General features: G+C 47.4%; 20 protein-coding genes. 14 read left to right on the top strand and 6 right to left on the bottom strand.

From position 1 onward, the window contains the following. The first annotated feature begins 111 nt into the window (after window positions 1-111). The 10 genes from pqqA (at window position 112) to GVJ32_RS15160 (ending at window position 9,515) form a co-directional block, all read left to right on the top strand. Entirely contained in the window at window positions 112-183 is a 72-nt protein-coding gene (gene pqqA / locus GVJ32_RS15205; RefSeq protein WP_103683251.1) for a pyrroloquinoline quinone precursor peptide PqqA, read from the top strand. Between the two features lie 55 nt (window positions 184-238). Beyond that, window positions 239-1,237, top strand: a complete 999-nt coding sequence (pqqB, locus tag GVJ32_RS15200) for a pyrroloquinoline quinone biosynthesis protein PqqB (RefSeq protein ID WP_159240933.1) — start codon at window positions 239-241, stop codon at window positions 1,235-1,237. Continuing rightward, complete coding sequence (gene pqqC / locus GVJ32_RS15195) at window positions 1,234-2,004, top strand: pyrroloquinoline-quinone synthase PqqC (protein ID WP_235035165.1); 771 nt, start codon at window positions 1,234-1,236, stop codon at window positions 2,002-2,004. Before pqqB ends, pqqC begins: the two co-directional genes overlap by 4 nt. Beyond that, on the top strand, window positions 2,001-2,285 hold the full coding sequence (pqqD, locus tag GVJ32_RS15190) for a pyrroloquinoline quinone biosynthesis peptide chaperone PqqD (protein ID WP_159240932.1): 285 nt from the start codon (window positions 2,001-2,003) through the stop codon (window positions 2,283-2,285). The genes pqqC and pqqD overlap by 4 nt, the downstream gene beginning before the upstream one ends. Then, entirely contained in the window at window positions 2,278-3,393 is a 1,116-nt protein-coding gene (pqqE, locus tag GVJ32_RS15185) for a pyrroloquinoline quinone biosynthesis protein PqqE (RefSeq protein WP_159240931.1), read from the top strand. Before pqqD ends, pqqE begins: the two co-directional genes overlap by 8 nt. Window positions 3,394-3,470: 77 nt before the next feature. Next, window positions 3,471-4,481 (top strand): ABC transporter substrate-binding protein, encoded by a 1,011-nt coding sequence (locus tag GVJ32_RS15180; RefSeq protein WP_159240930.1) that lies wholly within the window; start codon window positions 3,471-3,473, stop codon window positions 4,479-4,481. Window positions 4,482-4,491: 10 nt separating this feature from the next. Further along, window positions 4,492-5,232, top strand: coding sequence for an ABC transporter permease (locus tag GVJ32_RS15175; protein WP_159240929.1), 741 nt, complete (start codon window positions 4,492-4,494; stop codon window positions 5,230-5,232). Next, the gene (locus GVJ32_RS15170; RefSeq protein WP_159240928.1) at window positions 5,199-5,960 is read left to right on the top strand and encodes an ABC transporter ATP-binding protein; all 762 of its coding nucleotides are present in this window, start codon (window positions 5,199-5,201) and stop codon (window positions 5,958-5,960) included. Before GVJ32_RS15175 ends, GVJ32_RS15170 begins: the two co-directional genes overlap by 34 nt. Before the next feature lie 77 nt (window positions 5,961-6,037). Further along, complete coding sequence (nosP, locus tag GVJ32_RS15165; RefSeq protein ID WP_159240927.1) at window positions 6,038-7,219, top strand: nitric oxide-sensing protein NosP; 1,182 nt, start codon at window positions 6,038-6,040, stop codon at window positions 7,217-7,219. A gap of 34 nt (window positions 7,220-7,253) precedes the next feature. Beyond that, window positions 7,254-9,515, top strand: coding sequence for a PAS domain-containing hybrid sensor histidine kinase/response regulator (locus GVJ32_RS15160; RefSeq protein WP_159240926.1), 2,262 nt, complete (start codon window positions 7,254-7,256; stop codon window positions 9,513-9,515). A 40-nt stretch (window positions 9,516-9,555) separates the two neighbouring features. Here GVJ32_RS15160 and GVJ32_RS15155 read toward each other — a convergent pair whose 3' ends face one another. The 5 genes from GVJ32_RS15155 to GVJ32_RS15135 form a co-directional block, all read right to left on the bottom strand. Further along, the gene (locus tag GVJ32_RS15155) at window positions 9,556-10,227 is read right to left on the bottom strand and encodes a response regulator transcription factor (protein WP_159240925.1); all 672 of its coding nucleotides are present in this window, start codon (window positions 10,225-10,227) and stop codon (window positions 9,556-9,558) included. A 132-nt stretch (window positions 10,228-10,359) separates the two neighbouring features. After that, entirely contained in the window at window positions 10,360-11,166 is an 807-nt protein-coding gene (locus GVJ32_RS15150) for an ABC transporter permease (RefSeq protein WP_159240924.1), read from the bottom strand. Further along, window positions 11,163-11,897, bottom strand: coding sequence for an ATP-binding cassette domain-containing protein (locus GVJ32_RS15145; RefSeq protein WP_159240923.1), 735 nt, complete (start codon window positions 11,895-11,897; stop codon window positions 11,163-11,165). Before GVJ32_RS15145 ends, GVJ32_RS15150 begins: the two co-directional genes overlap by 4 nt. A 10-nt stretch (window positions 11,898-11,907) precedes the next feature. Continuing rightward, on the bottom strand, window positions 11,908-12,891 hold the full coding sequence (locus GVJ32_RS15140) for a YVTN family beta-propeller repeat protein (protein ID WP_200841442.1): 984 nt from the start codon (window positions 12,889-12,891) through the stop codon (window positions 11,908-11,910). 7 nt (window positions 12,892-12,898) lie between these two features. Next, a complete protein-coding gene (locus GVJ32_RS15135; protein ID WP_159240922.1) occupies window positions 12,899-14,089 on the bottom strand; it encodes an ABC transporter substrate-binding protein in 1,191 nt (396 codons plus the stop codon). Window positions 14,090-14,529: 440 nt separating this feature from the next. Between GVJ32_RS15135 and pedF the strand changes: the two genes are divergently transcribed. From pedF to GVJ32_RS15115, 4 genes are all read left to right on the top strand, one after another. After that, window positions 14,530-14,982, top strand: coding sequence for a cytochrome c-550 PedF (gene pedF, locus GVJ32_RS15130; RefSeq protein ID WP_159240921.1), 453 nt, complete (start codon window positions 14,530-14,532; stop codon window positions 14,980-14,982). Window positions 14,983-14,992: 10 nt separating this feature from the next. Then, on the top strand, window positions 14,993-15,886 hold the full coding sequence (locus tag GVJ32_RS15125) for a substrate-binding periplasmic protein (protein WP_159240920.1): 894 nt from the start codon (window positions 14,993-14,995) through the stop codon (window positions 15,884-15,886). Between the two features lie 318 nt (window positions 15,887-16,204). Then, window positions 16,205-17,920, top strand: coding sequence for a methanol/ethanol family PQQ-dependent dehydrogenase (locus tag GVJ32_RS15120; RefSeq protein ID WP_200841441.1), 1,716 nt, complete (start codon window positions 16,205-16,207; stop codon window positions 17,918-17,920). Window positions 17,921-18,096: 176 nt separating this feature from the next. Next, window positions 18,097-18,636 (top strand): HEPN domain-containing protein, encoded by a 540-nt coding sequence (locus GVJ32_RS15115; protein ID WP_159240918.1) that lies wholly within the window; start codon window positions 18,097-18,099, stop codon window positions 18,634-18,636. A 120-nt stretch (window positions 18,637-18,756) separates the two neighbouring features. Here the strand turns inward: GVJ32_RS15115 and GVJ32_RS15110 are convergent, their stop codons facing one another. Further along, window positions 18,757-20,073 (bottom strand): NAD(P)/FAD-dependent oxidoreductase, encoded by a 1,317-nt coding sequence (locus tag GVJ32_RS15110; protein WP_159240917.1) that lies wholly within the window; start codon window positions 20,071-20,073, stop codon window positions 18,757-18,759. Window positions 20,074-20,084 lie beyond the last annotated feature (11 nt).

Here is a 20,084-nt window from a genome sequence, read left to right as displayed (position 1 = left end):
TAGCATTGAGGTGTGGTGCTTACTATTTAAGCGTAGTAGGGGAAGTTTGACCGTTAGCTAATGTTCTACACGGCAAACTCAATAATTAGCTAAATAAAAGAGGAAAGTCTTATGTGGATAAAACCAGCATACCAAGATCTGAGGTTAGGTTTTGAAGTCACTATGTATTTCGCTAACCGTTAAATTTGCTGGCTGCCTGGACTGTGTTTGGGTGGCCGCGTCAGAGAAGTAGATCGCAATGAGAGTTCATGTATTAGGTTCTGCCGCAGGCGGTGGATTTCCACAATGGAACTGCAATTGCCAGAATTGTTATGGCGTTCGCAATGGCAAAATACGAGCTGTGCCGCGAACCCAATCATCGATTGCTGTCAGTTTAGATGGTATTCGGTGGCTATTAATTAACGCCTCGCCAGATATCCGTGCGCAGTTAGAAGCCAGTGTGGCGCTGCAGCCCAAGCGTGGCTTGCGGGACACCGGCATTGGCGCAGTAGTCTTAGTAGACAGCCAAATTGACCACAGCAGTGGTTTATTAATGTTGCGCGAGGGCTGCCCCTTTGATGTTTATGCCAGCCGCATGGTGCATCAAGATTTAAGTAGCGGATTTCCAATTTTTACCATGCTTGAAAGTTGGAATGGCGGCATTAACTATTGCGAGCTAGCCATCGACGGCAGCCCAATGACCCCCGCCGGATTTGAAGGCTTGCAGATCACTGCAGTGCCTATTTGTGGCAAAGCACCACCGTACTCCCCCCATCGTAACGACCCGCATCCCGGCGATAATGTCGCGCTTTACATTCAAGATATCCGCAGCGGAAAAAGTGTATTTTATGCGCCCGGCTTAGGCGGTCTAGACGAATCGGTAATCGATTATATGATTCGCAGTGACTGCTTATTAGTAGACGGAACCTTTTGGCGCGAAGACGAAATGATCTTTGCCGGCGTGGGAACCAAGCTCGCTAGAGAGATGGGACATCTGCCACAGTCTGGCCGTGGCGGTATGATCGATATGCTGCGCTGTTTTCCGGAGCAGCGGAAAATCCTCATTCATATCAACAACACCAACCCCATACTCGATGAAGATTCGCCTGAGCGTGCGCAGCTGAGCAAAGAAAATATTGAAGTGGCGTATGACGGTATGGAGATAGGTCTTGATGCTAGCGAAAGCCTGCTTACCGACGCTAATGTGCTCGCTGCAGATATTGCCACTAAGCTTGAAAACCAGAGGGCAGGGCAGTGACATCTGCCTTGCAGGAAAGAGGCTTCACCGAGGCCCTGTCGATAGCGGACTTTGAGCAAAGACTGCGCGATAAGGGGCGTCTATACCATATTCACCATCCCTTTCATGTTGCCATGCATCAGGGCCAGTGTAGCAAGACTCAAATTCAAGCGTGGGTGGCTAACCGCTTTTACTACCAAAGCAATATTCCTATTAAAGATGCCGCGGTGTTGGCCAACTGCCCCGATCAGGCGACGCGTCGTGAGTGGGTGCAGCGAATCATTGATCACGATGGCCGTGGTGACGACCTTGGTGGTATAGAGGCGTGGTTATATCTGGGCGAGGCCTGCGGTCTAAGTCGCGAGGATTTGCTGAACCATCGTCATGTGCTGCCCGGCGTCCGTTTTGCTGTCGATGCCTATGTGAACTTTGCGCGCCGAGCTAGCTGGCAAGAGGCGGCGTGCTCGTCACTGACAGAAATGTTTGCGCCAGAAATTCATCAGCGTCGCTTAGATACATGGCCACAGTACTATCCATGGATCGATGCCGAGGCGCTAGGCTATTTTCGCAAGCGCTTGAGTGAAGCGCGCCGAGATGTTGATCACGGCCTAAGTGTGACCCTAGATTACTTTCGTAGTGCGGAGCAGCAACAACATGCACTGAATATTCTGCAGTTTAAATTAGACATACTGTGGTGTTTGCTCGATGCCATTAGCATGGCTTATGTCTATGATCGCCCACCCTATCATCATCTCAAGAATGAGCAGATTTTATGGAGTAGCGTATGATGCACGCAGATAGAGTTACTAGTGTAGTACCGATATTGAGTCGTCACTTTCGTCTGCAGTGGGAGCCTGTGCAAGACTGCTTTGTGTTGCTGTATCCAGAGGGTATGGTAAAGCTAAATGCCAGCGCGGGTGAAATTTTAAATGCCTGTGATGGTAAAAGATCAGTAATTGAAATCAGTGAATTTCTTGAAAACAAATATCCCGATGCTGACGGTATTTCCGGCGATGTAATAGATTTTTTTTCGGCAGCAGAAGATAAAGGCTGGACACATTTTGTCTAGCCGGATTGGACCACCGCTATGGTTGCTTGCCGAGCTAACCTATCGTTGCCCTTTGCAGTGTCCCTACTGCTCGAATCCCCTTGAGTTCGCGCAGATTAAAAACGAATTAAGCACCGACGAATGGCTGCAGGTATTACGACAAGGTCGTGAGCTTGGAGCGGCGCAGTTGGGGTTTTCTGGCGGTGAACCATTATTACGGCAAGACCTAGAAGAGCTAGCGGGCGAAGCTCGCGGATTGGGCTATTACAGTAATTTGATTACCTCGGGAATGGGCTTAAATTATGATCGAGTTAGCGCATTAAAAACGGCGGGACTAGATCATATTCAGTTAAGTTTTCAAGACAGTGAAAAAGAACTCAACGACCAAATCGCCGGTAGTCACAAAGCCTTTGATAAAAAATTGGAAATGGCGCAAGTGGTAAAAGAATTTGATTACCCCATGGTCATTAATTTTGTGCTACATCGACATAATATTGACCATATAGAATCAATACTGGATCTCTGTTTACAACTCGGTGCTGACTACGTCGAATTGGCCAATGTGCAATATTACGGTTGGGGTTTGCACAACCGAGACGATTTAATGCCGTCGGCGGAACAACTCTGTCATGCTGAGGAAGTCACCCAGCGCTACCGCAAGCAGTATCAAAATAAAATGCAGCTCATTTTTGTGGTGCCAGATTATTATGAAACACGGCCAAAAGGCTGCATGAATGGTTGGGGCTCAGTGTTTCTCACTGTAGCACCAGATGGTTTGGCGCTGCCCTGCCATAGCGCCAGAGATCTACCTATCACCTTCCCCAATGTGAAAACCACAGCCTTAAGAGACATTTGGTATGGCTCAGACGGCTTTAATCGCTACCGTGGCGATGAATGGATGGCCGAGCCCTGCCGAAGCTGCCCAGAGAAAGAAAAAGACTTTGGTGGCTGCCGGTGTCAGGCGTATTTACTGACTGGGCAAGCAGAGAATGCAGACCCGGTATGTGATAAGTCTCCTCATCATCATGTGATTCAAGCGGCGGTGATGCGGGCCCAGCATCGTGAAGGGGATGTTCAGCCGTTGCTGTTCCGAAATACTAAAAATTCTAAACAATTGGCGGAACGATGATGTTGATATATCCGCGCCTCATTAAGGCAATAATGTCTCGGGTTTTTAGTATAAAAATCTCTGTGTTGTTGTTCGGTATGACTTTAATTAGTTTTTCTAGTATCAGCTCGGCAGAGGTGTTGCGGGTGGGTGCGTTGAAATATGGCACGGTGAACTGGGAACTAGATGTTATCAAGCGTCATGGCTTAGATAAAAAACACGGCTTCCAATTAGAGGTGCTTGAGCTGGGTTCGCCGCACGCAACGGTCGTGGCCCTACAAGGCGGTCGCGTAGACCTAATTGTGAATGATTGGGTATGGGTGAATAAGCAAAAAAATACCCAACGTGACTATGGCTATTCCCCGTACTCAACGGAGATTGGCGGCATGGTAGTCGCGGCTGATTCAGATATACATTCATTAGCTGATTTGCGCGGCAAGCGTATTGGTGTAGCAGGCGGCCCAGTAGATAAGGGATGGTTGTTATTTCGGGCCTATGCCACAGAAAAACTCGGCGTCGATCTTGCTGACATAAATAACGTGAAATATGCGGCGCCGCCCTTGTTAAATCATCTCTTATTAAACGGCCAGCTAGACGCGGTTATAAATTATTGGCATTACAACGCCCGCTTATTGGGCGAGGGAATGCGTAGCTTAGTGAGTACAGAGCAGCTTTTAAGTGCCTTAGGATTTGATAAAAAAGTACCTATGCTCGGTTGGGTATTTGACCGGCGCCAAGCCGAGAGTCGGCCTAAATTAATGAACGCATTTTTTGCGGCCTCCTTCGAGGCGAAGGCCTTGCTAACAAGTTCAGATACGGAGTGGGAGACCATTCGGCGTTTATTAAAGGCTGACAACGATCAAGTTTTTCTAGCGCTAAGAGACGCGTATCGTGCAGGTGTTCCTGATCCCTTGAGTCATGATGACGCCGCGGCGATACGCAAAATCTACGATATTTTATATCCGCCCATGAATCAGGGCGTAGCGGCTGAGTCCGATACGCCGGTCATGATGCGTGTAAAAAACTCAGAGCCCAATAAGCGTAACAACAATAATAAGTTCGACGAGGGGATGTTCTGGTGGCAGTTTTTGCGGCACCAGGAGTCCTAATGTGAGCTAATTGGCAGCGGCAAAGTGGCGATTAATATCATTTATAGGTTTGCTAGCGTGCTGGCAGGTCATCGTCATGTATTGTCAGCCAGAGTTGCTGCCAAGCCCCACCGAGATTGCTGCGCGAGTTTGGCTGGAAGGAATTAGCGGGAGTTTATTAGCGAATCTGCAGGCGACTATGCAGAGGGTAGGATTAAGCTTTCTATTTGCCATGTTGCTGGGCGTGCCACTTGGCTTGTGGATGGCCTACTCGCGTCGAGCAGACTTGTTGCTAGACGGCATTAATACAATATTTATGAATATCCCGGCATTAGTTGTGATTATTCTCTGTTTTTTATGGCTTGGTTTAAACGAAATGGCGGCGGTGGCCGCGGTTGTTATTAATAAAATCCCCGTCATTGTGGTGACCATGCGTGAGGGCGGGAAAGCGATTGATTTTAAGCTGATGGCGGTGGCTAAGGCTTTTAATATATCCCGTCGGCGCACGCTTATTGATGTGTACTTCCCGCAGCTCTACCCCTACCTATTGGCCGCGACCCGCGCCGGCTTGGCTTTGGTCTGGAAGATAGTGTTGGTAGCCGAGCTTATCGGTTGCAGTGATGGCGTTGGATTCCAGCTGGGTATCTATTTTCAGTACTTCGACATACCGGGTATTCTGGCTTACACCTTCGCCTTTGTTGGCATCGTCTTAATACTGGAGGCAGGATTTATTCGGCGTTGGGAAAATTCGGTAATGCGGTGGCGGCCATGATGCAGGTGCATATTGCAAACAAAAGCTATTGCAAGGGCGGCACGTCAGTTATCCAAGATCTCGATTTTGACGTAAAAGCCGGGGAGTTTTTGGCTATTGTCGGCCCCTCTGGGGCTGGGAAGAGTACCTTGCTTAACCTCATTGCTGGCGTGGATACTAAATTTGATGGTCACATTACCACCAGTATTGGCGGTACAGGGCCTCAAAATCTGGGAATTATGTTCCAAGAACCCCGTTTAATGCCGTGGCTTACACTGCTGGAAAATGTCTGCTTGGTGTCCGATTCGCCAAAGAGTACACTGGCTATTGCAAAGGCCACGGCCCTGTTAGAAACAGTAGGTATTACCGCTTCTTCTGCCCAGTATCCAGGTCAGCTTTCTGGTGGTATGCAGCGCAGAGTGGCATTGGCTAGGGCGCTGATGTCAGAGCCAGATATCTTATTGCTAGATGAGCCCCTGGTGTCATTAGACCAGCCTGCTGCAATGGAGCTACGGCAGTTACTACTTAAGGTGTGGCGAGAGCACAAGTTTACAATTGTTTACGTTACCCATCAGCTAGATGAAGCGATTACCATGGCGGATAGGATTTTATTTTTGTCTACCTCGCCAACTAAAATTATCAGGGAAGAATACATCAATTTGCCACGCCCGCGTCAGTCGCAGGACGTTGACGCATTGAGATTAAACTTGTGTGAACGGGTAGGTTTATTGAGTGGTCGCTTGGCATAGCGTGAGCTGATTTAGTTTGGTTTTGGTAAGAAGAATAAATCTATATAAAAATAACGATACGCATCGAGGGTGTTTACATGAGCGCAGTAGAAAAACAGCAAGTAAGTGCATTTAGTCCTGCTGTAACCTATGGCGGTTCCGATAATTCAAATGCAGTGACAGCGGCGCAAGAGTTGTATGAATCTTTGGCGATGGCGCGACCAGCTTGTGTGGTATTTTTCTGCTGTGTTGATTATGACCGAGAAGAATTAGGCGACACCTTGGCTGAGTTATTTGGCGAGATTCCTGTTTTAGGCTGTACGACCGCCGGTGAAATTTCACCTATGGGTCTGGCGCCGGGCTCGATCACAGGATTCTGTTTATCTGCAGATCACTTCGTGGTCGAAACCACGTTACTACAGAATTTAGCCACCTTCTCAGAGCGCGGGGCCTACGACACCGTAAAAGAAATGATGCAGCGGTTAGAGAGTCGCACTATTGCCCCCATGGCCTACAACAGTTTTGCACTCTCTTTGCTTGACGGCATGTCGATTCGAGAAGAGTTGGTGTTAAGCGCATTAAACGAGGCGCTATCGGGTATTCCCTTGGTGGGCGGCTCGGCTGGCGATAATCTGCATTTTCGTGATACTCACGTTTACTACGACAAACAATTTTTTAGTAATGCGGCGGCGATTATTTTAGTAAATACCACCTGCCCATTTTCGGTATTGAGTGGTCATCATCTTGTTGCCGAGAAGGAAAAAATGGTGGTGACGAAAGCGGATCCCGCCAAGCGCATTGCCCATGAATTAAATGCAGAGCCTGCTGCTTTGGAATATTGCCGAGTGATGGATATTTCATTAGATGAGCTTAATTCGGAATCTTATGCCCTGCATCCATTGTCTGTACAGGTTGGTGAAAATTTCTTTGCTCGCTCTATTCAGCAAGTTAATGATGACATGAGTTTGACCTTCTTCTGCGCGATTGACACTGGCATTGTACTAACCAAAATGCGTGACGGCGGCTTAGTCGCCGAGTTTGAGCGACGTATGGAAGAGGTAGTTGCAGAGATTGGAGAGCCACAGCTGGTTGTTGGTTACGATTGCATTCACCGTAGAATCGAGGCTGAAGAAAAAGGTATTTACGAAGAATTGTCGGCACTATACCAGCGCTATAAAGTGGTGGGGTTTAACACCTACGGCGAGCACTGCGATGCCATGCATGTGAATCATACCTTTACCGGCGTAGTGATTGGCGAAGCCAGCGCGTTCTCTGCTTAAGACATCGTTAATTTATTGTAAACGGGACCGGACAATGGAAAGCAATGTAGCGCAAAGTGAAGGCGTCGAAAGTGTGCTGGAAGCCTTGCGCTATGAGAACGAAAAATTAAAAAAAACCAACCAAGTTCTTATCGAAAGAGTTGAACAGGGATGGGCTAATTACGGCGATGCCTATCGCTCGTTTCAGAACGCAGCCCTACTTGCAGACAAAGTTAAAGATCGCACTATCAAGCTGCGTAAAACCCTTTATAAGCTCGAAGAAGCTAATCAAAGCCTGTCGGAAACCCGGTTGGAATCGGCGCATTCTCAGCAGCGTCTACTCGACACGATAGAAAGCATTTCTGACGCGATTGTACTATTCGACAAGAACCGGCGTTTGGTATTGGCGAATAGCCACTTCTATGAATTTTGGCGCCATACCGATGCGAAAATAGAAGTTGGGGTCACCACCTTTAAAGAGCTCACGCCAATGGCACTTGAGCACGGTATTTATGATCCCGAAGGCAAGCCGTTTGAAAAATTAGTGCAGCGTGGGGATATTTTTCGCGACACTGTAATTCGCCTCGCCGACGGCCGCTGGCTGCAGGTGTCTGAGCGGCCCACTGCTGATGATGGCTTGGTGGTAGCCTATAGCGATATTACACAAGTAAAAGAAAGTGAAATTGCCAGGCAGGAAAAAGTCCTTGCTGAGCAAAACCGTATTTTACAATCGCTCATTGCGAACTTGCCTCTGGGTGTGGTGCTAGTGAATGGCGAACGCAATGTCGAGGCTTGGAATAATCGCTTTACTAACTTAGTTGGTTTAGAACCCGCGAAGGTGTCTCGCGGTACAGACTTCGATGCCTTGTTTGCCGATTCGCCCTTGAAGGGCTTCAAATACTCACCCGATTCCACAATTAATCGCGGCCAGCGTGCACTTTTCGAGGCTGAGCAATTGCTGGAAGATGGCCGTGTTATTGCCATTAAAAGCCATTTGATTCCCGGCGGCGGCAATGTAAACACCTATCAAGATGTCACCGAGCAGCGTCGGACTGCTGAAGCACTTAAAAATGCCTATAAACATATGGAACAACGTGTTCATGAACGCACGGTTGAGCTGTCGGCGCTAAATCATCAGCTGCGTATCGAGATTGATGAGCGGGCCCTAGCAGAGCAGTCATTGCTAGAAGCCAAGCGGGAGGCCGAAGACGCCAATATTTCCAAGACCAAATTTATGACGGCGGCGAGCCACGATTTATTGCAGCCCCTGAATGCAGCCAGACTTTTTGCCACTGCTTTAATGGATTACGACTTGCCGGAGAGTATGGTGAAGTTGGTTAATTCATTGAGTTATTCATTGAGCGATGTGGAGTCTTTACTTGGCACCTTGGTAGATATTTCTAAATTGGAAGCGGGCATTGTTGAGCCAATTCTAGATTATTTCCCCGTAAATGAATTAATGCGAAACCTCGCTAATGAATTTGAGAAGCAGGCTGCCAGAGCAGGTTTAGAATTCAGCTTTGTGCCGTGCAATATTTCGGTCTATTCAGATAGTCAGCTACTAGCGAGAATTTTGCGTAACTTTTTGAGCAACGCTATTCGTTACACGGATAAGGGCCGAATCCTCTTAGGTTGTCGCCGCCGAGAGGATTGTCTTGAAATTCAAGTGTGGGATACCGGTGTGGGTGTGCCTAGCGATCAGCTTAAAGAAATTTTTCTAGAATTTAAGCGAGTTAATGCAAAAAAACAGCGAGAAGACAAAGGGCTAGGTCTGGGGTTAGCGATTGTAGATAAATTGTCTACTGTTTTAAATCACGAAATTAAATTGCAGTCGATACTGGGTAAGGGATCGGTATTCTCGGTCTGTGTTCCTTATGCAGGAGAAACCGAATATACCTTTGTTGAAGAAGATGTGCGGCCCGAATCACAGCAGGACCCGCTTACCGGAAAGCGGATTTTGGTCGTCGATAACGACTGGGCGATATGTGAAGGAATGGCATTGGTATTGGCGAATTGGGGCTGTGAGGTAGTCAGTGCGCAGTCTCTGGATGACTTGCGCAATAAACCCGAGTTATTAGCCTCAGCACCAGATGCCTTGGTATTAGACTATCATCTTGATGATGACACCACGGGCTTGGAGGCAGAGCTTATTGTTAGAGAGCGACTGTCTACTTCATTGCCAACGGTGATGATTACTGCCAACTATAGTAATGAGCTGCGTCAGCAGGTTAAGGAACTAGGCTTTCATCTTTTGAATAAACCGATCAAGCCCTTAAAGCTCAAATCGGTATTGGTTTATCTTTTATCAGAAAAATAATTATTTTATGTTGATGTAAATTTCAAATGTTAGACAACTACTAGTGTGAGCGATGCAGGTAGTGATCGAAATCAATCGCCGATGCGCAGAGTACCGCCTTCATACGGTTTTGAACTTTTAGCTTTCTCAAAATAGCGGATACATGAGCTTTAACCGTGGTTTCCGCAATACTTAGCTCGTAGCCAATCTGCTTATTCGATTCCCCTTTCGCCATACGCTCAAATACCAGCAATTGGCGGCGGGTGAGGGAAGAAATAATTTCTGTCGGTATGCCGGTATTATCTTGCCGGCGGCTGTGGCTATTGCTAGCGGCGCGACGAATGATATCGGGCGGAAGAAAGGCCTGGCCGTCGAGTATCTGTTCAATGGCGGCGATAATTTTTTCACGGGGCATGGATTTCGTAATAAAACCCACCGCACCATAAGTCATTGACTGTAGAACAATATTTTTGTCCTCTTCCGCTGACAATATAACAACCGGCACGTCGGGATAAGTGCTGCGCAGATTCACGATGCCGTTTAAGCCATCCATTCCTGGCATGTTTAAATCAAGTAGTACTAGGTCGACATCGGAATGTTGTTCGATATACGCCAAGGTTTCATCCAGCGATGCGGTCTCGGCAATTAAGGCATCGGGGAAGCGCTGCTGAGTGGCATTGCGAATTGCCTCGCGAAATAGGGGGTGGTCATCGGCAATAATAATATGAATCATGATTTCTATACCTCGTGCTGAGATAGACTATTTATAGTTATGGTGGCGCACGCAGTTCTAATATAACGCAATGCGAACAGCTTGTTGATGCTTAATGTCGAGTAACTTCTCATATTAGGTGCTTTCATGGAATCAGCTGGCTCCCGCTTTTCGCTTCAGTAGACCATGTTTTGGGTCGTAACCAAGAATTGCCAGTGCTAAAAATACCAAGGTCGTCATAGCACAAACCGAAAACGCTAATAGATTGAACTGCCCATAAAGCGCAAAACGAATTAATTCTATGCCGTGGGTGAAGGGATTAAAGGCGCAGATTTGATAAATGAGTTCATTAGACTCGCGCATTTTCCATAGTGGGTAAAGCGCAGAAGACAAAAAGAACATGGGAAATACAATAAAATTCATCACCCCAGCGAAGTTCTCAAGCTGCCGTATCACCGACGATAAAAATAAGCCTAACGCGCTTAACATAAGCGCAGGCAGCAGAGCGGCGGGTAGCAGGTAGACATAGCCAATCAACGGTGGAGTAATGTCAAAGAGCCGAGCAATGGCAACAAAGGCATAGACTTGAAACAGCGATACCAAGGAGGTAGCCAATAATTTGCAGGCCAGTAAATAGGCGCGAGAAATCGGGCTGGTAAGCAGTACGCGCATGCTGCCCATTTCGCGGTCATAGACCATAGACAGTGAACTTTGCATGCCGTTAAACAGCAAGATAATGCCTATTAAACCCGGTGCGATGTAGACCTCGTAGCTTATATAGGTTTCATAGGGTGGGATAATGGCAATGCCGAGGGCCGATCGAAAGCCTGCTGCGAAAACGGCCAGCCATAATAGCGGGCGGACAAGTGATGACAAAAAGCGCGAACGCTGTTGTAAAAATCGGTACATCTCTCTTTTGAGTATGCCCACAAAACAGTAGTAATAAGCGGAGGCATTCATGCTGCTGGCCTTGTAAGTTGCGAAAACAGCGCGGGTAAATCTTTTACATTGTGGTTATTTTGTAGGGTTTGCGCTTGGCCTTGGGCAAGGCATTGGCCCTTATGTAAAATTAATATCTGATCCTCATTGTGCAGTTCTTCAATTAAATGCGTTGTCCATAGTGCGGCAATGCCGTCTTGTTTACATAGCGCTCTAACGTGGCTATTGAGATTAGCTCTAGTGTCTATATCTAGGCCGGCAGAGGCTTCATCTAACAGAAGCAATTTAGGACGATGAAGTAGAGCGCGGGCTAGCTCCACCCGCCGTCGGTGGCCGCCGTTTAAATCGCGTACCCGGTCGTGCTGACGATCTGAAAGCGCAAAGCGTGTTAACTCTTGCTGTATACGGCTGCGTACTTCTCTTGGCGCAATGCCGTGTAGCGCACCGTGATATTCAAGGTTTTGCGCTACGCTCAAGTCGAGATCAAGCGTACTCTGTTGAAACACCACGCCGATATGACGCATGGCCTCATTTGCGTGTTTGTTTAAAGAATAATCAAAGACGCTAATCTCTCCGCTGGCCGGCTTCAGCAGTCGAGTGAGCAAGGACATGAGTGTGGTTTTACCTGCACCATTGGGGCCGAGCAAGCCAAAGAATACGCCCTCGGCGATATCTAAATTTAGCTTGTTCAGTGCATGGCGCTCGCCGTAGCGATAGCTGAGGTCCCTAATGTGCAGTGCATTATTACTCATAGTTTTGATATTACGGCTTTACCGCAACCCCCCAGGGAAACCGGCCGACCTTAATGCTCTTTAAGACGGTAAGGGATTTAACATCGATTACCGATACATCGCCGCTAATACCGTTGCTGCTTATTAGTCGAGTTTCATCAGAATTAAGCGCTAAATGCCAGACGCGGCGACCAACGAGTAAGTACTTGATGACTTTTTGCTGCGCTATGTCGATAACGGCCACATGATTGGCGGGGCCGAGTGCGATAAAGGCGAAACGATTGTCGTGGGTGAGGGTAATGCCTACCGGCTGAATTTTATCTTTATACACACCGGGAATTTGAAAAGAATATTCGTGGCTAATAGTTCTCGTTGCCACATCAATAACGCTGACCGTGCCGCCAATTTCGGACGACGCCCATAGCGTTTTACCGTCGTCGCTGAACTCGACGTGCCTCGGTCTTTGGCCTACCAAGGTGTTGTCGACAAGTTCGTGGCTGCTACTGTCTATCCAGTGCAGCATATTGCTGGTTTCAGAGGTATTGACCACCCATTTACCATCTGGGCTAACGGCCATGCCTTCTGGTTCTAGGCCCACATCTATTTGGCTAATTACCTCGCGTTTTTCCGTGTCGACTACCGTGACCACTGCGTTGTCTTCATTAGCGATATAAAGGTCTTTATTGTTGGGATGTAGAGCAAACTGTTCGGGATCTTCACCTGACGGTAAATTCGCAATAATCTTTTGGCTTTTAACATCCATCACTTGCACGCTGTCGGAGTCGCTGGCGCAAATATAAAGCTGACTAAAGTCTTTGTTGAACGTAATGCCTCGGGGGCGTAAGCCAACCTCTATCGTTGCAATAACTTTGAGGCTGTCTAAATCGATGACCGACAGCGTGTTGTCCTTCTCATTAGAGACATACACTTGTTCGGCCATAATCGGCATTGCTAGGCTCGTTAAGATAAGCAATACGCTTGCGCCGGCAATGCGGAAAGGGCGGGGATTTTTCATAGTGCTCTCACAGTGTTGATGCCTCGAATGCACAGCTCACCTCTGGGCGATCGTAACCCAGCGTGTCCATTTCCGAGTGGGGGTGTAGATAACCCTCTTGGGGCGATTGACTGATCAGTGCATTCGGTTGAACTAGGGGGATCGGTTGGCGAAGCTGGCCATTCCATTTTCGAAAACTTAAGCTGCGACCTTTGAACGCACTGAGCTGAAAATCATCGCTTATTAAATATTGATACACCGTGTCACCGCCAAGGGCTTTGGTACGTGTTACGGCTTCGCCAATAGCACGCACTGCTAACCATCCGGCGTAATCTATATCGTTCATATCGCGCTTAGCGTATTCGCTAAATCGATTTTGAAGTTGGGCCGCGCCCCATTGTTCAATACTCCAATGCCACCCTGTTGGCGTTAAGCCCTGTGTGCCAGCGGCGGGTCTAGCTAGCCAGGTGTTATAGGGAATATATTCACCGATATCGCCTATTTCATCGGCGATTAAGGTCACGTCATAGTCTTTCGATTGGCTGAATAAACGAATTTCGCTTTGCGCAGAGCGGCGTAAATCTGCGTTAAATTGCCACTCGCGTTCGTCAATAATGTTTGCCCCAAATTTATGGGCCGAGCGTTTAATTGCGGCGCTAAATAACGTGTCCTCATCATGCTGGCCACGTAGTAATAGCCATTTTTTCCAACGTTTGGATATTAAAAATTGGGCTAGCCCATCGGTGAGCATGGCGCGACTTGGAATGGTGTGAAGCAATCTCGGGCGACATTGGCTGCTACGAAGCGCATCGTCTTTGGCCGAAATATTAAAAATAATAGCCTTTTGACTGATGTGCTCATCGCGGCTTACCTTGAGTAAGGTCGCGGCGGGCAGCTTCGCGACAATAAGGGTATTGCCGCTTTCTACCCACGCTTGGGCAGCGGCAATGGCCTCGTTGCTGTCCTTAACCAATGACGCGCTGAGTTGGTAGCGGTCGCCCGTAAAGCGTCCGGTAGTGTTGTTGTCGCTAATGCCAACATGAGCACCGTCTAAACCTGAGGTTTGGGGTGTTTTACGGATATTGGATAAGACCGGCGTATCTATTTGGCTTTGTTCAAGGAATAGCACTGGAATATTGCGCTGCTCGGTGGTGAGCGCAGTAGCAAGCGGTGCTGAGCTAGCTAGGAATAAAATCGCTATATGCAGACGAAGGTGCATGAGCCTTAAGTCTTTCACTTAGGCAAGGCGCGGTGGTGACATGGTGGTGTACTTAGCGATATACACTTAAGGGCAGATCGTGAATTGTTAATTTTCATACCTTTAGATCTCTATTTTTATAATGATGCTGCGGGCGATCATTTTTACTACTTATTTAGTCTATCGTTCATGCTATGTGGAGCGCATGGCTATTGATATATGCAAAAGGTCGTAATGATGTGCGACTAAAGTAGTAGATTATTAGCAAGGTAATTTCGGTTTACTTCTTCCTGATCCGATTTTTCGCGACTACTACTTAGGGTGTAGTTCACGCCACAATTCCTGACACCAAAGCACAATTGCCATAAATAACCTGTTTGTTAGGCTATCAGCACAATACGATTTGGCTGAGCGCGGTGCCGTCAAGTTAGAAAATAATTTCAGATTGGTTGAGGAATACTATGCGTAATTTAACGGTTAAGCTTGCTCTGCGTAGCGGCGCAATTTTACTTCTAGGCTTTCAGGCTGCTTGGGTTTTTGCCCATGGCGATGTGACGCCGCAGGCAGTGAACACAGATACATTGCCGCAGTTGGGTGAAGAGTGGCGCGATGTTAATCCCTACCGCGGTGACGCCGAGGCGATACGAGTTGGTGATTCGGCCTACAATCAGAACTGCGCTCGCTGTCACGGTCTGCAGGCAATTTCTGGTGGCATGACACCAGNCCTTAGAAAACTAAATGATCCCGATGAATACATCGACATCGAAGAGTCTGATCAGTGGTTTATGACCAGAATTCGCCACGGCGCAGTGATCGACGGTCGAGTATATATGCCGCCGTTTGAAGGAATTTTAAGCCAAGAAGCGATGTGGGCAATTCGCTCATATTTAGATACCAGAAAGCTAGGCGAATGAGATCTGAGTAATGAGCTTTATACGCATGTCATTGTGGTTGCACGCACTGTGTTTGGTGATGGCTTTTGCCATTGCCAACACGGCGCATGCGCGTAAATATGATGATGTTATTAAATCTCAGTATATTGAGTTTGCGGTGTATCGGGATTTTCCGCCGTACTCATTTATAAAGGACGGTCAGCCAGCGGGAATTGATGTCGAAATTGGTAAGCATATCGCCAGTGAAATGGGCGTAGAGCCTCGTTGGCTTTGGATGACCGCCGATGAAACTGTCGACGATGATCTGCGCAATGCGGTTTGGAAGGGCAGTGTAGTTGATCGGAAGGTCGCAGATGTTATGTTGCGCGTGCCCTACGATCGCGAATATTCGTACGCGCAAGACGGTTACGGTTTGCCACGTAATGATATGGTGGTGATGTTGGCCCCGTATCACAAAGAGTCTTGGAAGTTAGTTAGAGATATAAGCAAAACTGGCAAAGTCCGAAATCTCGCTATTTTTCAATACCAAGCTATCGGTGTTGAAATAGACAGTCTGCCAGATTTTTTTCTTGTGGGAACTCTTCAAGGTCGCCTGCGCGAGAATGTGCATCATTATTCAACAGTATTTGCTGCACTTACCGACCTTAAGGCTGGAAAGCTAAGTGCCGTTGCGGGTATGCGTAGTCAATTAGAGTGGGGCTTGGATAACAAGCCAAGTAACTTCGATATTGACGACGACGGCCTAGAGGCACTTGGGCATAAAAGCTGGGATATTGGTATTGCGATAAAAGATAGTTATCGCCAACTAGCTTATGCCGTAGATGCGGTCATATCGAGTATGGTGGAAAATGGTGAAATGGAAAAAATATTCTCGCACTACCGCGTTTCTTACGAGCGCCCATCTATGTACGACGTCGAATCTTAAAATACGATTTAAACCACGACCGCGTGAATTAAATATTATCGTTTGTTGTCTTGCTTATACTCTTTATTTTTACTACCAAACCAATACCAATGGATAGTAACTGCACGCCTCTAGATCAATTGTGAGCATGTCGTCGTCGTCACATACTCAGACTCAGATCGCACTAACATGATCGCGAAGAGTTCTAACTTTTTCGCGCACACGCTTATGCGATAGAACAGAAGATACTGGGTGTTTGAAAATAAAATCTAAGTGTTAGGAAGNAGAGTTCCAATGAAAATAACGTGCATGGCAAGATCTGTCTCTATAGCAGCCGCTGTGGCTACTATCAGTTTCAGTTCGCTACTTAATGCGGGTGTCACTGATAAAGATATTTTGAATGACGCTACAACTACTGGCGATGTTGTTTCTTACGGTTTAGGGCCGCAGGGACAACGCTACAGCCCTTTAAAAATTGTTAATACCAAAAACGTAAAATCTTTATCGCCAATATGGTCTTTCTCTTTTGGTGGAGAAAAGCAGCGGGGTCAAGAGTCTCAGCCGCTAATTAAAGATGGCGTAATGTATGTTACCGCCTCATATTCACGTATCTATGCCGTAGACATCGCCACTGGCGAAGAGCTTTGGCAGTACGATGCACGTCTACCTGATGGCATTATGCCTTGCTGCGACGTAGTAAACCGTGGCGCCGCACTTTACGGCGATCTTGTAATTTTCGGTACACTGGACGCCAAGCTAGTTGCGCTAGATATTAAAACGGGCAAGCCAGTCTGGCGCAAAACCGTGGGCGATTATCAAGCCGGTTATTCAATGACCGCTGCGCCTCTCATTGTGAAAGGCATGGTCATTACCGGGGTGTCTGGTGGTGAATTTGGTATTGTTGGTAAAGTAGAAGCGCGTGACGCGAAAACCGGCGAAATGATCTGGAGTCGTCCAACCGTTGAAGGCCACATGGGTTACCTACGTGGCAAAGAAAACGGCATTACGGGTGGCAAAGCAGGTAAAACCTGGCCCGGTGATATGTGGAAAACAGGCGGTGCAGCAACATGGTTAGGCGGCACCTACGATCCAGAGGTTGATTTGCTATTCTTTGGTACGGGTAACCCCGCACCGTGGAACTCGCATCTTCGTCCAGGTGACAACCTTTACAGCGCATCGCGTCTTGCTATCGATCCGGATACCGGAAAAATCGTTTGGCATTTCCAAACTACTCCGCATGATGGTTGGGATTTTGACGGTGTAAATGAGCTGGTTTCCTTTAACTACAAGCAAGGTGGAAAAACGATTCAGGCTGCGGCAACTGCCGACCGTAATGGTTTCTTCTACGTGCTTGATCGTACCAACGGCAAATTTATTCGCGGACTTCCCTTCATTAAACAAATGACGTGGGCGAAGGGCCTGAATAAAGATGGCACGCCAATCTTCGACGAAGAAATGCGTCCAGGTAATCCTGCTACTACAGGCACTGATGGTAAAAAAGGTAAATCTGTCTTTGCGGTTCCGTCTTTCCTTGGTGGTAAAAACTGGATGCCAATGGCATACAGCCAAGATACGGGCTACTTCTATGTACCGTCTAATGAATGGGGTATGGATATCTGGAACGAGCCAGTTAGCTATAAAAAAGGCGCGGCTTACCTCGGTTCCGGCTTTACCATTCGTCCTATCTTTGACGATCATATAGGTTCTTTGAAAGCGATTGATCCAGTATCTGGTACGGTAAAGTGGGAGTTTAAAAACAACGCGCCGCTATGGGGTGGGGTTCTTGCAACCGCAGGTAACTTGGTATTTATGGGCAACCCAGAAGGTTACCTAATGGCTTTTGACGCGAAAACCGGTGAAGTGCTTTACAAATTCAACACCGGCTCCGGCATCGTAAGCTCACCCATCACATGGGATAAAGATGGCGAGCAATACGTCACCATCGTATCCGGTTGGGGTGGTGCAATTCCATTATGGGGGGGCGAAGTGGCCAAGCGCATTAAAAACCTGAACCAAGGTGGCAGCGTGTGGACCTTTAAAATTCCTAAAAGCTAAGTAAGAGAATAGCGCCGGTAATAGGCGGCAGTAAGATAAAAGCCCCGCTTGGTATCCAAGTGGGGCTTTTTTTGGGTGAGGTGTTTAAAAGACGCTTTCCATGCTCCATTTTTTAAATTACCGTAATGCTCTGGTTTGTACGGATATGGGCTTGTATTAAATGGACGTAAGGGAAAATGACTAAAGCAGCTGACGCATTTGATCGATCCATTCTTGATGCAGAAGACCTTCTTGCTCGTTTTGACGCTGAGAAAACCTTATCGAATGGAAAAAGTGGTGAAGTTCTTAAGCGTGCCGGGCTCGTAATGGCGTTAGCAGCCTGGGAAACATACGTTAAGGATCGCGTCACAGATGAGTTCGATATATGGCTCCAGTCGGTAGAAGGGAGTCCTATCGGGAAATTTGTGCGTAAGCGACTTGAGCAAGATCTTAAGCGGTTTTTTAACCCAAACTCAGAAAGAACCCGCCGGCTATTTATAGACTATTTTGAAATAGATATTACCAAGGAATGGGCTTGGCAAAATTTTGACGCTGCCTCGGCTAAGAAAACGCTTGATGCGCTAATTGCAAAGCGTGGTGATGCCGCTCATCAAGCCAATACATCTGAGCACCGAAGTGCAGAGCCTCATCAAGTAAAGCGCGAGGAGCTAGAAAAAGGAATTCGCTTCCTCAGAGGGTTGGTTGCCGCGACCGAAAAAGTGAAAATAACCAAATGATCGCTAGTAGATAGAAGTGCTATGCGATGTTTTTAAAATCAGTCAAAGATTCAGGGTCAGAAAGATTCGCGATCAAAGTAAAAATTATTTACTCGCTTACTTTCTAACCCCGTTTTATTCTTAATGTAGCTTCAACTTCGGCTTAATCGCCCTATGTATTCTGCCGGCAAGAGCGATAAGCAGGGAGTTGTAAATGCCGTGTATCGCCAGCAAGTGCATGCGATATAGCGACAGGTAAGCAAGGCGAGCAATGGGGCCACCTATGCGCATTTCACTGCCGACAAATCCGCTTATTAAACCACCTACCGTGTTGAAGTTGCTTAGTGATACCAGTGAGCCGTAGTCGCGATAACGAAATTCCCTAAGTGGTTTGTTGCGGTGGCTACGCAGAATGTTTTTATAAACGAGAGTCGCCATTTGGTGTGCAGCCTGCGCTCTGGGTGGAACAAAGCCTCCACTTGGTAATACGCAGCTGGCGCAGTCTCCAATGACAAAAATCCGTTCGTCGTTACTGGATTGCAGCGTTGGTTTAACCAATAACTGATTGCGATTATTGCATTCTAATCCTGCAATACTTGCGAGTTGTGATGGTGCTTTTATCCCCGCTGCCCAAACGCGGATATTGCAGGCTATGGTGTCGTCGGGCGTAATGAAACCCTCCGCAGAACATGATTTAACGCCGGTGTTGCAGTGCACGTCGATACCAATTTTTTCTAAGGTGCGCTGGGCTGCATTGGATAGCTTTTCTGAAAGCGCAGGAAGTATGCGCGGTCCGGCTTCTATTAGAGTGATTTTGTAATCAACTTTGCCTGCCACGTTCCGCTGATAACCAGACAAACCTTGAGCCGTGTGTTGCAGCTCTGCCGCTAGCTCTACCCCTGTGGCGCCGCCACCGACAATGCCAATACGCAATACTGGAGGTGCACTGTTGTTAGTATCTGCAGTTGAATTTAAAGACTCGCAGCTGAGGCGATCAGTCTGATTTAGCAAATGTTGATGGAAGCGCTCTGCTTGGTCTTTGTCGTCTAAAAAATAACAGTGCTCTTTTGCACCGGGCACGCCAAAGTCATTGCTGACACCGCCGATGGCTATAACGGCGTAGTCGTAATGTAAGTGTTGCTTCGGTGTAATGAGTTCGCCAGCGTCGTCGCGACGTTCGGCTAACACTAATGTCTTTTGGTCGCGGTCAATGGTTTCTAAGCTACCGAGGATAAAGTTGAAGTGTTTTTTCTTGCCATGGTAGCGATAATTTAATTCGTCGAAGGCTGAGTCGATCGACCCCGCCGCTACTTCGTGAAGAAGGGGCTTCCAAATATGGCTAGGATTTTTGTCTACTAAAATAACTTGGACTTTTTTACTGCGCTTGAATTTATTTCCTAGCTGAGTGGCTAGTGCTAAGCCACCGGCGCCGCCGCCGACAATAACGATATTTTCCATATTGGGCATCT

This window comes from Zhongshania aliphaticivorans, assembly GCF_902705855.1.
GTDB classification, from domain to species: domain Bacteria; phylum Pseudomonadota; class Gammaproteobacteria; order Pseudomonadales; family Spongiibacteraceae; genus Spongiibacter; species Spongiibacter aliphaticivorans_B.
The sequence above is the reverse complement of the archived record's forward strand: the minus strand, read 5'-3'. Positions and strand labels throughout refer to the sequence as shown.

Bases quoted from the DNA above. Each gene is read 5' to 3' on its own strand.
- pqqB (WP_159240933.1), top strand. From the start codon at position 239: ATGAGAGTTCATGTATTAGGTTCTGCCGCAGGCGGTGGATTTCCACAA.
- pqqD (WP_159240932.1), top strand. From the start codon at position 2,001: ATGATGCACGCAGATAGAGTTACTAGTGTAGTACCGATATTGAGTCGT.
- GVJ32_RS15180 (WP_159240930.1), top strand. From the start codon at position 3,471: ATGACTTTAATTAGTTTTTCTAGTATCAGCTCGGCAGAGGTGTTGCGG.
- nosP (WP_159240927.1), top strand. From the start codon at position 6,038: ATGAGCGCAGTAGAAAAACAGCAAGTAAGTGCATTTAGTCCTGCTGTA.
- GVJ32_RS15160 (WP_159240926.1), top strand. From the start codon at position 7,254: ATGGAAAGCAATGTAGCGCAAAGTGAAGGCGTCGAAAGTGTGCTGGAA.
- GVJ32_RS15155 (WP_159240925.1), bottom strand. From the start codon at position 10,227: ATGATTCATATTATTATTGCCGATGACCACCCCCTATTTCGCGAGGCA.
- GVJ32_RS15150 (WP_159240924.1), bottom strand. From the start codon at position 11,166: ATGAATGCCTCCGCTTATTACTACTGTTTTGTGGGCATACTCAAAAGA.
- GVJ32_RS15145 (WP_159240923.1), bottom strand. From the start codon at position 11,897: ATGAGTAATAATGCACTGCACATTAGGGACCTCAGCTATCGCTACGGC.
- GVJ32_RS15140 (WP_200841442.1), bottom strand. From the start codon at position 12,891: ATGAAAAATCCCCGCCCTTTCCGCATTGCCGGCGCAAGCGTATTGCTT.
- GVJ32_RS15135 (WP_159240922.1), bottom strand. From the start codon at position 14,089: ATGCACCTTCGTCTGCATATAGCGATTTTATTCCTAGCTAGCTCAGCA.
- GVJ32_RS15125 (WP_159240920.1), top strand. From the start codon at position 14,993: ATGAGCTTTATACGCATGTCATTGTGGTTGCACGCACTGTGTTTGGTG.
- GVJ32_RS15115 (WP_159240918.1), top strand. From the start codon at position 18,097: ATGACTAAAGCAGCTGACGCATTTGATCGATCCATTCTTGATGCAGAA.
- GVJ32_RS15110 (WP_159240917.1), bottom strand. From the start codon at position 20,073: ATGGAAAATATCGTTATTGTCGGCGGCGGCGCCGGTGGCTTAGCACTA.